Source organism: Methylobacterium trifolii (genome assembly GCF_022179685.1).
Lineage (GTDB): Bacteria > Pseudomonadota > Alphaproteobacteria > Rhizobiales > Beijerinckiaceae > Methylobacterium > Methylobacterium trifolii.
On the sequence record NZ_BPRB01000172.1, the window covers coordinates 1 to 9,173 of the forward strand.

12 protein-coding genes are annotated in these 9,173 nt (G+C 67.2%); 5 read left to right on the top strand and 7 right to left on the bottom strand.

From position 1 onward, the window contains the following. Window positions 1-94: 94 nt before the first annotated feature. Window positions 95-319: a hypothetical protein gene (locus COGEMETH_RS15490; RefSeq protein ID WP_238183501.1), complete on the bottom strand. Its 225-nt coding sequence runs from the start codon at window positions 317-319 to the stop codon at window positions 95-97. A gap of 203 nt (window positions 320-522) precedes the next feature. Between COGEMETH_RS15490 and COGEMETH_RS15495 the strand changes: the two genes are divergently transcribed. Beyond that, window positions 523-1,110 carry a PAS domain-containing protein gene (locus COGEMETH_RS15495; RefSeq protein WP_238183502.1) on the top strand — a complete coding sequence of 196 codons (588 nt, stop codon included), beginning with the start codon at window positions 523-525 and terminating at the stop codon, window positions 1,108-1,110. A 458-nt stretch (window positions 1,111-1,568) separates the two neighbouring features. Here the strand turns inward: COGEMETH_RS15495 and COGEMETH_RS15500 are convergent, their stop codons facing one another. Next, window positions 1,569-2,633: an SDR family oxidoreductase gene (locus tag COGEMETH_RS15500; RefSeq protein ID WP_238183503.1), complete on the bottom strand. Its 1,065-nt coding sequence runs from the start codon at window positions 2,631-2,633 to the stop codon at window positions 1,569-1,571. A 462-nt stretch (window positions 2,634-3,095) separates the two neighbouring features. On the opposite strand from COGEMETH_RS15500, the gene COGEMETH_RS15505 reads away from it, so the two are divergent. Further along, window positions 3,096-4,064, top strand: a complete 969-nt coding sequence (locus tag COGEMETH_RS15505; protein ID WP_238183511.1) for a quinone oxidoreductase family protein — start codon at window positions 3,096-3,098, stop codon at window positions 4,062-4,064. A 134-nt stretch (window positions 4,065-4,198) separates the two neighbouring features. Next, window positions 4,199-4,558 carry a hypothetical protein gene (locus COGEMETH_RS15510; RefSeq protein WP_238183504.1) on the top strand — a complete coding sequence of 120 codons (360 nt, stop codon included), beginning with the start codon at window positions 4,199-4,201 and terminating at the stop codon, window positions 4,556-4,558. A 33-nt stretch (window positions 4,559-4,591) separates the two neighbouring features. On the opposite strand, the gene COGEMETH_RS15515 is transcribed toward COGEMETH_RS15510, so the two are convergent. Continuing rightward, window positions 4,592-4,975: a hypothetical protein gene (locus tag COGEMETH_RS15515; RefSeq protein WP_238183505.1), complete on the bottom strand. Its 384-nt coding sequence runs from the start codon at window positions 4,973-4,975 to the stop codon at window positions 4,592-4,594. A 121-nt stretch (window positions 4,976-5,096) separates the two neighbouring features. On the opposite strand from COGEMETH_RS15515, the gene COGEMETH_RS25615 reads away from it, so the two are divergent. Next, window positions 5,097-5,228, top strand: a complete 132-nt coding sequence (locus COGEMETH_RS25615) for a hypothetical protein (protein WP_283214998.1) — start codon at window positions 5,097-5,099, stop codon at window positions 5,226-5,228. A 180-nt stretch (window positions 5,229-5,408) separates the two neighbouring features. Here the strand turns inward: COGEMETH_RS25615 and COGEMETH_RS15520 are convergent, their stop codons facing one another. Beyond that, on the bottom strand, window positions 5,409-6,704 hold the full coding sequence (locus tag COGEMETH_RS15520; RefSeq protein WP_238183506.1) for a serine hydrolase domain-containing protein: 1,296 nt from the start codon (window positions 6,702-6,704) through the stop codon (window positions 5,409-5,411). 247 nt (window positions 6,705-6,951) lie between these two features. Between COGEMETH_RS15520 and COGEMETH_RS15525 the strand changes: the two genes are divergently transcribed. Beyond that, on the top strand, window positions 6,952-7,554 hold the full coding sequence (locus COGEMETH_RS15525) for a hypothetical protein (protein WP_238183507.1): 603 nt from the start codon (window positions 6,952-6,954) through the stop codon (window positions 7,552-7,554). A 269-nt stretch (window positions 7,555-7,823) separates the two neighbouring features. Here COGEMETH_RS15525 and COGEMETH_RS15530 read toward each other — a convergent pair whose 3' ends face one another. The 3 genes from COGEMETH_RS15530 to COGEMETH_RS15540 all read right to left on the bottom strand — a co-directional run bounded on the left by COGEMETH_RS15530 (window position 7,824) and on the right by COGEMETH_RS15540 (window position 9,028). Next, window positions 7,824-8,036, bottom strand: coding sequence for a TOBE domain-containing protein (locus COGEMETH_RS15530; RefSeq protein ID WP_238183508.1), 213 nt, complete (start codon window positions 8,034-8,036; stop codon window positions 7,824-7,826). A 258-nt stretch (window positions 8,037-8,294) separates the two neighbouring features. Beyond that, window positions 8,295-8,570: a PilZ domain-containing protein gene (locus COGEMETH_RS15535; RefSeq protein ID WP_238183509.1), complete on the bottom strand. Its 276-nt coding sequence runs from the start codon at window positions 8,568-8,570 to the stop codon at window positions 8,295-8,297. Between the two features lie 107 nt (window positions 8,571-8,677). Continuing rightward, window positions 8,678-9,028: a hypothetical protein gene (locus tag COGEMETH_RS15540; protein WP_238183510.1), complete on the bottom strand. Its 351-nt coding sequence runs from the start codon at window positions 9,026-9,028 to the stop codon at window positions 8,678-8,680. Between the last annotated feature and the right edge of the window lie 145 nt (window positions 9,029-9,173).

The window sequence follows — 9,173 nt, forward strand, 5'->3', positions numbered from 1 at the left end:
GCCGGCTTCTTCGCCTGAACGAGACGCCTCGAGCCTGCGAGCCCCGCCTTCGATCCGAGGGCGGGGCTCCATGCTGGGGCCAGGAGGCATCCGCCTAGCCCGCCGCGGCGGCTACCATCGCCTGCACGGCCTCGACGAAGCGTGCCCGTCCCTCAGGATCGGACCTGCGCAGATGGTCCTGCACGAGAGCGAGCAGGACCGTCTCGACCGTTTGCGCAAGCCGTTCCGTCGAGCCGCGATCGACACCTGGTCCATGGAAGGTCGAGACAGGCACCTCCAGCATTTCTGCAATGCGGGCGAGGGTGTAGACCGACCTCACGGCCGCGCCCGTCCCGGTCAGGTGATCGCACACTCTGAAATCTCGCATGGTGAAGACACGGGCATAGAAGGCTAAGCGGTCTACAACGTCCCATAACGTACGCTTGTTTCAATGCAGGCGCGAGTCCTGAAGAGCTGTTGCAACCTCAGGATGAATGTGTAGTTCTCTACGCAGGGTTCTGGGAGGCCGTGGGGTGCCCGTCCATGCGCATCAAAGCCATCGATGGCTTCAGTGAGAACACCGATCGGCTGCATGCCGCCCTCGAAGCGTCCTGCGTCGTCGGCGTCTGGGAATGGGACCACGTGCGCGCTGTCGTGATCTACGACGAGGGGGCCGCCAAGCTCCTGACCGGCGATCCGGACCTGGGCGAGCAGGAGATCGAAAATCCCATCGCCATGGCCGCCGTCCATCCGGCCGACCAGGACTGGCTGATCGAGCACGTGCGGCAAGCCGTGCGGAGGGGCGGCCTGGTGCTGGCCGAGTACCGCGTCATGACGCGGGACGGCGGTACGCGCTGGCTCCTCAGCCGTGGGCGGACCTATCGGGACGAGACCGGCCAGCCGTTGCGATCGAACGGCATCCTCATCGACATCACCGAACTGCGCGAAGGGGGGGACCGCTACGTGCTCAGCGACTCCGCCACGCGTGGCGATCCGTTGGAGCGCGCAGCCGACCTCGCCATCGCCGTGAAACAGACCCTCGGCCCCGACGCTCCATCCGAGGTTCGCACCGTGGCCGACCTGCTGCTGCTCAGCCTCGGCCGTGCGCTCGCGCGGTCCGACCTTGACTGAAACGCACGAGGCCCGCCGTCTCACGCGGTGAAGACCGAAGGCGTGGAGGAGCATCGGCCGCGCGGAAGCCGGCGGGGTGCACGATACCGGAGGGAAGCGCTGCCCGGCCCGTCACGGCCCGGTGGCGGTCAGACGATGGCCGCCCACCGTTGCCCTCGCGCTCTACCGCCACGCCCTCAACCCATCCCCGGGCGGTGGCCTGATGTTGCCGGCGGGCGACAGGCCGGGTTTTCCGCCTGCCGGCGGCACGCGGGACACTGATTGGACAAGCTTCCACTGACATGTTGGCCGGGCCGACCCTCGCCCCGGACTTGCCATGCTCGCGACCTCCCGCACCCTCGTCCGCGATCATCGTGAGGTCGGCGCCGTGCTCGTGACCTCGCTGGCCTTTCTGACCAGCGTGCTGGCCGTGGCGTGGGCCGTCGTCTGAGCTTCGCGTCGATCGAGCGGACACGGTCTCACCGGATGATCCGAGACGACCGAAGGCGCTCGAACAGGTCGAGGAAGGCATCGTCCGTCGCCTGATAGTCCAGGAAGCCGAGGCGGCGGCTCTTGCCCATGTCGGTCACCACCTCGATGGGACGCCCGAGATCCGCATCCGTGTGCCAGGCCGAGGCGAGGCGCCCGAGGTCGGGCTCGACCAGCCCGTGCCGGGCCGCGATCTCCGCCCAGAGCGGCGCCGCGCCGGCCATCTGCGCCTCCAGAGGATCGATCGCACCGTCGAAGGGGGCGGGCTCCAGGCCGAACCAGTCGGCGATCCGACCCCACATCCAGCTCCAGCGGAAGACGTCGCCGTTGACGACGTTGAACGCTTCGTTGCGCGCCGCCGGCGTGCTGGCGGCCCAGGCGAGATGCCGCGCGAGCAGCCGGGCGTCGGTCATGTCGGTCAGGCCGTTCCACTGCGCGGCCGAGCCGGGGAAGCGGAAGGGACGGCCGGTTTCCCGGCAGAGGGTGGCATAGGCGGCCAGCGTCACGCCCATGTTCATGGCGTTGCCCAGCGCGTAGCCGATGATGGTGTGGGGCCGGTGCACGCTCCAGCCGAAGCCATCGCGTTCGGCGGCCGCGAAGACCGCGTCCTCCTGGGCGTAGTAGAAGTTCTCGACGTCGAGGCGCGGCTGGTCCTCGCGGAAGGGCGTCGCCGGGAGCGTCCCCTTCCCATACGCCTCGAAGGGCCCGAGGTAGTGCTTGAGGCCGGTGACCAGCGCGACGTGGCGGACGCTGCCCGCCGGACGGAGCGCGTCGAGCAGGTTGCGCACCATCGCGGCGTTGACCCGGATGTTCTCGGCCTCGGTCTCCTGGCGCATCCAGGTGGTGATGAAGACGTGGCTGGGCTGCAGTCCGGCCAGGGCGTCCGTCACGCTCGCGGGGTCGAGCAGATCGGCAGCGATCGGATCGACGCCTGCCATGTCGCGGAGCGGACGCCGCGCGAGGCCCTGCACCGACCAGCCGGATTCGACGAGGTGCCGGGCCAGGTTGTTGCCGACGATGCCGCTGACGCCGGCGATCAGTGCGGTTCCGTTCATGATGGTGTCCGCGTCGTGGTCTGGCGCCATTGACCGCTTGGGATCGTCCCCCGGGCCTTCAGGGTCGACGTCCGTTGCGGTATCGGCCCCGCAAGCCGTGTCCGGCGCCGTGCGACCGCGCGCCCGCCGCCTCCACCTGAAGACCATCGAGACGCGGCCGAGGTTCCCCGGCATCGGCACGCAGCGTCCGTGACGCCTTGCGCGAGACGGCGTCCAGAGCCGGCGCCGGGTGACTGCCGGGGCGCCACCACCCCATACGGCGCACAGGGCGTCGACGCTCCCTTCGGTGACTGCGGCGACGACGTGCTACCTTGTCGGCTCGCAAAACGATCGCCTGGGCAGCGCCGGGAGCCAACCATGTTCGTGCATCGTCGATCGGTCCTGGCTCTGACCGCCGCCTGGGCCTCGGCCGGGAGGGCTCTCGCTGCCGATGGGGCCAGGACGGACACGGGAGGGACGCGCATGAAGGCGGCAGTGGTGGGCCCGGAGGGCTTGCGGGTTTCCGAGGTCGAGACCCCGCGTCCGGCGCCCGAGGAGATCCTGGTCAGAGTCCGGGCAGCCTCGCTGAACAGGGCCGACCTCGGCGTCGCCGCCGGGCAGCAGCACGGCACGATCGGGGGCGCCGGCACCATTCCCGGCCTCGAATGGGCCGGCGAGGTCGCGGAGGTCGGCGCGGAGGCCAGAGGGTTCCGTGTCGGCGATCGAGTGATGTGCACGGGCGCGGGCGGCTACGCGGACTATGCGGTCTGCGATGCCGGACGCGCCTGCGTGATCCCCTCAGGCATGTCGTTCGAGACGGCGACGACCCTGCCGATCGCCTTGCAGACGATGCACGACGCGCTCATCACCAACGCCCGCCTCGAGCCGGGCGAGAGCGTACTGGTCCAGGGGGCGAGCTCCGGTGTCGGGATCATGGCCTTGCAGATCGCCCGCTGGCGCGGTGCGCAGGTGGTGATCGGCACATCGACGAATCCGGAACGGCGCGAAAAGCTCAAGGCGTTCGGGGCGACCGTCGCGCTCGACAGCAGAGAGGCGGCCTGGCCCGAGCAAGTCCGGGAGGCGACCGGCGGCAAGGGCGTCGACGTCGTCATCGATCAGGTGTCCGGTGCGCTGATGAACGGCAATCTCCAGGCCGCGGCGGTGCTCGGCCGCATCGTCAACGTCGGCCGGCTCGGCGGCAACCGCGGGGAGATCGACTTCGACCTGCACGCCTCGAAGCGCATCCGCTACATCGGCGTGACCAACCGGACGCGCTCGATCGCGGAACTCCGCGCCATCACCGCCAAGGTGCGGGCCGACCTGTGGGCCGGCGTCGAGGCAAACACCTTCTCACTGCCGATCGACAGCCGGTTCAAGCTCGACGCGGTCATCGATGCGCTCGCGCACATGCGGAAGAACCAGCACATGGGCAAGATCATTCTTCTGATGTGATTTTTTTATTTCTCCTCGGTAGTAATTTTTTATAAAATTGCAGCCGATGAATACTCGATAATTACGCATAGGTAAATAATCGGTGGCATTTGTCTATTTTACAGAACTTTGCGCCGGGACGTGAAAGACTGTCGATGTCCGCCTACGGCATCCGCATCGATGACGACGGCCTGACGCATGTGCATGGCACTGCGCCATCGCTGCTCGCGTTGTTTCTCGAGGATATCGATCAGGAGGAGTGCCAGCGGGTGCTGCGGGCCGTCTCAGAGGTGGGGCAGGGCCAGCGTGAACGATACACCTGTCGTTACGACAACACGCACCTGACCGTACTGCCCGATGGGGCTACGTTCAGGATCGCCGCGAACCTGACGCGCAACGAGGAAATCCCGTTGACGTTGGCCGAACTCGTGGCGGGACTGGAACGGCTGCGGAGCGCCTTCGCTGAAATGAGCGCGACGATGACGGCGGCTGATTCGAGCGAAGGGGACAGCTAGGGCCTCGCCCGACGCAGGCCTCCACCTGGGTCGTCACCCGTCGAACGATCCCATCGCGCACGGCGCGACCTCGGCCTCGGGCGGGGCAGGCTCGGGCGCTTGCGGTTGATCTCGGGTGTTCGCGGCGGGCGTGGCCGGGAGGAGCGCAGCGAGGCGCCCGGCCATGAAGGCCACTTCCATGTCCCAGCGCGTGAACCGCGGCGCATCGATCAGCGATGGGTCGTCGGCCTCCGGGTAGGCGAACCTGATCCAGGCCTGTGGGTCCTGGAGGTCGCACGGTTCGGTCGGGCGCCCATGCGCGCGATGGCTTGGCGCACTGCCACAACCACAGGGCGGCGCCTCGGCAGAAAGCCCGGTGCCGTCCGGCGTGCGTCCACGCGTTCCGACCCCGCTGTCCGGAGCCCTCGGATCAGACATGACGTGCCTCCGGTCCGGTTCGCGGTCACGCAACACGCGACGCAATCATCGCGACATTCATCTTAACCATAAGCTTACCCCAGCCAGCCGATCGACGGCTGCCGAGACGAGGGGATCGACAATGGCCACGCGGATGATGATCAAGGGCATGAGCGTGAGCGACCGCTTCGTGGCCTGGGCGATGACGGCCGGGATGGCGGTGGCTCTGGTGCAGCTCGGCCAGGCCGCAGCGCTGCCGGCACATTTCGTCTGAGACCCTGTCCGCCCGATCGAAGCGGACACGGGTCTCATCAAGCCCGCGCGGCGCCCGAGCGACGCCGAAATCCGCCTCGCGACGCGAGCGAAGGGATGTCGTCTGTGAGGCCGTGACCGCCGCCTTTCGCCGCGGCTCGACGGCGGCGGATTCGGCCAGGACCGAGGGGGCCACGCCGTCTCATTTGACCATGGCGCCGTAGATCATCTGTCGAAGCACCGCATAGTAGTGTCCGCGCAGGCTCGGCGCCTGGAACATCGCCACCACCACGAGGCGCTCGCCCGGATCGATCATGTAGCGCGGGCCCGTGATGCCGCCCCAGTAGGTGTCGCCCGGTGCGCCCGGCGTCGTGTGCGCGCCGGTTGCCAAGCGGACCGGGTTCACGAGGCTCCAGCCGTAGCCCTCGTCGACGTTGTTGCGCGGCCCGCGCACGCCGGCGAGGTGATCCGTGTGCAGCATGAAGCGAACGGTCTTCGGCGAGAGCAGCCGCACGCCGTCGATCTCACCGCCATTGGCGAGCATCTGCAGCAGGCGGCCGACGTCGCCGGCCGTCGAGGCGAGGCCCGCGCCGCCGGAGAAGCGCTTGGGCGCCTTCCGGAGGTCGAGCCAGCCGTAGACCCAGGCCAGCGGGTCCTTCGCCATCGTCGCCTGCGAGGGCTCGGCGAGGCGGCCGGCCTGCGCCTCGTCGACCTGCCAGACCGTGTCGGAGAGCCCGAGCGGCTGCAGCACCTGCTCCGACAGGATGCGGTCGAGGGGCTTCTGCTCGATCCGTTCGAGGAGATGGCCGAGGACGTCGGTGGCGATGGAGTACTCGAAGGTCGAGCCCGGCTGGTAGAGGAGAGGCTGCCGGCCGAGCTTGGCCAGCATCTCCTCACCGGTCGCGCCGTAGAGTCCTTCGAGATCCTGCTCACGCTGGCTCCGCCGAACGGGATTCGGAGGCCCGATCCACCAGTAGGTGAACCCGGCCGTGTGCCGCATCAGGTCCTCGACCGTCGGCCCGCGGCGCGGCGCCTCGGGCGCCGGCACGTCGGCGCTCGTCGAACTCTCGGTGCCGGCGAACACCTTGAGGTCCTTCAACTCCGGCAGGTAGGTCGCCACCGGGTCCGAAAGCTTGAAGCGGCCCTGCTCGTACAGGCGCATGGCCGCCGTGGTGACGAAGATCTTCGTCGTCGAGGCGATGCGGTGCAGGCTGTCCGTGCGCATCGCCGACCCGGGCGCACGCTCGCCGAACGCCTCGAACATCGCCGGCTTGCCGTCGCGCAGGACCAGCAGGACCAGGCCGGGGATCTTGCCGGCCGCGATGTCGCGTTGGACGAAGTCGCCGATGGCCGTGAGCCGCGTGGCATCGAAGCCCGCTTGCCCGGCCGCGCCAACGGTGGGCGTCGGGTCGAACGCCACCGCCGGCGCGACGCCCGCCGTGAGGAACGCGAGCGCGACCAGGCCGGCGCGGAAGCCCTGCTTGACGGAATCTGGCATTTTCGCATCGTCCTCTTTCGGGAGCCGTCATCGACGGGCCGCTTGGACCCGAAGGTTGCCGGCTCCGGCCGGTTTGCAAATTGTCCCCTCTCGATCAAAAGGCCATACCCGAGGGCCGACACCGCGCAACGGGGCCGATCAGTCCGCGGGCTGCGCACGATGCGGCCCGCCGGAAACTCTGCTTGTCTCGCGTCGGCATTCCGCGCACCTTTCAGGGACAATCTCATGGCCTGAGAGGGAGGACCTGATGACGGTCAAATCTTGGAGCCATCCAAGTCCCCTTGCCGTGTTCGCGAAGGGTGGATTTTCCGGCGGCTCCTGGGCCACCGTGATGGGCGACGCGATGAAGATCTTCAATACCTTGATGGCGACCAACGGCGTCAACGTGTCGTTGAGCGATGCGAAGGACGAAGCGAGCGCGCAAATCGTCGTCGATGCCGTCGCAAAGCAGGCGTCTTTCAGTTACCGCGGCGCCACGTACTCCAAGGCATTCTCGGGTGATGGCATGCACGGGCTTACGGTCGCCGTGTCCGATCAAGGCACGGGGCTGATCGACCGCCAGTTCGTTTTCGTGCCCGCGACCCCACGAGCCGACGCATCGAACCAGAAGTCGCGCCAGGTCGGGCCTGAAGTGCGCCGCTTCATCCTGGTGCACGAATTCATCCATGCGGCCGGGTTGAGCAACGACGAGCATACCCTCGAAGACGTGTTCTGCTATCCGGGCGAGTTCGTCGAGGGCAGAAGTGCGGGCGCGGATCGGCTGCAACCCTGGGGCGGCCTCGGCAAGCCGATGCCCCCGTACACGATCAATGCGAAAACCGTCGCCAACCTGCAAAAGGCTTGGCCCTGAGGACGTCCGGAGCCATAGGCGTCGGATGGCGGATCGGCCGAGGCGTCCTGTCGTTGCGCGTCGGTTCGGTCGGGCAAGACAAGCCACGGATACCGATGCTTGCGGCCGCCGCAAGTCCCTATGCGAATCCAGTCTTCGAAGCGCTCGCTAAATCAACCTGGCCTCTTGCTCCCCTGCGTGGCGGAGCGCCTGCGGGCGCGAGGGCTTCAACGCGGGCGGGTCTGCGATCCAGGCGTCGAGGGGGACGAGGCCCGCACGATCGATCCGCCCTACGGCTTCACAAGCAGCACGTTCACGGCCTTCGCCAGGACGCGGATGGTATCGCCCTCCTGAAGGCCCATCTCATCGAGCGAATCGACCGTCATCACCGACGACATGTGATAGGCGGTGCCGACCAGTTCGACGTCGACCTGAGCCATCACATCCCCACGCTTGATCGCCACGATCCTCGCGGGGATGTCGTTGCGCGCGCCGTGCTTCATCTCAGATAGCCTTTCGCCTTGCGTTGCGGTGTGTGGCAAGCGATCCAGAGGCAGGTCGCAGGGACGAAAAAGCCTGCCAAGTCCTTGGGCTAGCAGGCGAAATCTTCGGTAACCGGAGCCCGCTACCGCGCATCAGCCACTCAACCACGCCTGACGTTCGCGAGTGGCGTGATGGACATCGCGCAGTTCCATCAGCAGGGCAAGGGGCCCCGCCGCATCCATGAGGCCGGCGCGGTCGTTACACGCCCTCAGGTTGAGTCAGGCTTTGCGGATGCTTGGACGGCTCGACGGGACATGGAATTTCGCACCGACTTCTTCGTCCTTGCGCCATATGACCTTGCAGACCCGCGGTGCAGCAGACTGCTCCATGGAGAGGACAAACACCTCGGGAACATCCACAGCATTCGGAAGCGTCAATCGCACACCGCCCTCCGAATGATCGTAGATCAAGCAGGATGCAGATCGGTGCTCATCCAGAGCGATGCTGCCGATCTGTTTGATAACAACCCGTTCGGAAGTGCGTCGCTCGAACATTTGGTGTGGCCGTCTGATTTACGTACCACAGCACCATGCACGAGGTCGATCGAACTTGGATTTCGGAATTGCATCAAATTATATCGAGCGATCATTTCCCGTGCCGTTCACCAGCCCAAGCCCAACGAACGGGTGTTGTCGCTCGGCCGTGCCACACGCAGCTGCTCAACCAGGTCGGCCAGAGCCGCGAAGGCATCGACACGGGGTCCGGTCGCATTCGATCCCTTCCTGTCGAGCGCCTGGGCCAGGTTGACGGACGCGGCGACCGTTCTGGCAAGTGCGATCTCCAGGGCCGGCGTCATCGTCACGCGGCGCTTCAGGCTGCCCGTCGAGGCCGCAGCCTCGGCCGTGATCATCTCGCCCATCCCGAGTCCGGCCGAGCCCACCCGGGTCGCCCACTGGCGCATGATCGTTTCGAGCAGAGGCGGCAGGCCCGTCGTGTCCAACGTGTGCGGCATCGAAACCTCGCCTCGGGCCCGAAGCCCGGTCGCGACGGCTGCAGCGCTCGTCGCCTCTCACAACGCGGACGAGCCAAGCTTGGGTACGACGAGGCAGGAATTCATCGGCGTCCCGATGAGGGTCTTGCGATGACCCGACGCGAGC

Coding starts and splice junctions, on each gene's coding strand:
- COGEMETH_RS15495 (WP_238183502.1), top strand. CDS start 523: ATGCGCATCAAAGCCATCGATGGCTTCAGTGAGAACACCGATCGGCTG.
- COGEMETH_RS15500 (WP_238183503.1), bottom strand. CDS start 2,633: ATGAACGGAACCGCACTGATCGCCGGCGTCAGCGGCATCGTCGGCAAC.
- COGEMETH_RS15505 (WP_238183511.1), top strand. CDS start 3,096: ATGAAGGCGGCAGTGGTGGGCCCGGAGGGCTTGCGGGTTTCCGAGGTC.
- COGEMETH_RS15510 (WP_238183504.1), top strand. CDS start 4,199: ATGTCCGCCTACGGCATCCGCATCGATGACGACGGCCTGACGCATGTG.
- COGEMETH_RS15515 (WP_238183505.1), bottom strand. CDS start 4,975: ATGTCTGATCCGAGGGCTCCGGACAGCGGGGTCGGAACGCGTGGACGC.
- COGEMETH_RS25615 (WP_283214998.1), top strand. CDS start 5,097: ATGGCCACGCGGATGATGATCAAGGGCATGAGCGTGAGCGACCGCTTC.
- COGEMETH_RS15520 (WP_238183506.1), bottom strand. CDS start 6,704: ATGCCAGATTCCGTCAAGCAGGGCTTCCGCGCCGGCCTGGTCGCGCTC.
- COGEMETH_RS15525 (WP_238183507.1), top strand. CDS start 6,952: ATGACGGTCAAATCTTGGAGCCATCCAAGTCCCCTTGCCGTGTTCGCG.
- COGEMETH_RS15530 (WP_238183508.1), bottom strand. CDS start 8,036: ATGAAGCACGGCGCGCGCAACGACATCCCCGCGAGGATCGTGGCGATC.
- COGEMETH_RS15535 (WP_238183509.1), bottom strand. CDS start 8,570: ATGTTCGAGCGACGCACTTCCGAACGGGTTGTTATCAAACAGATCGGC.
- COGEMETH_RS15540 (WP_238183510.1), bottom strand. CDS start 9,028: ATGCCGCACACGTTGGACACGACGGGCCTGCCGCCTCTGCTCGAAACG.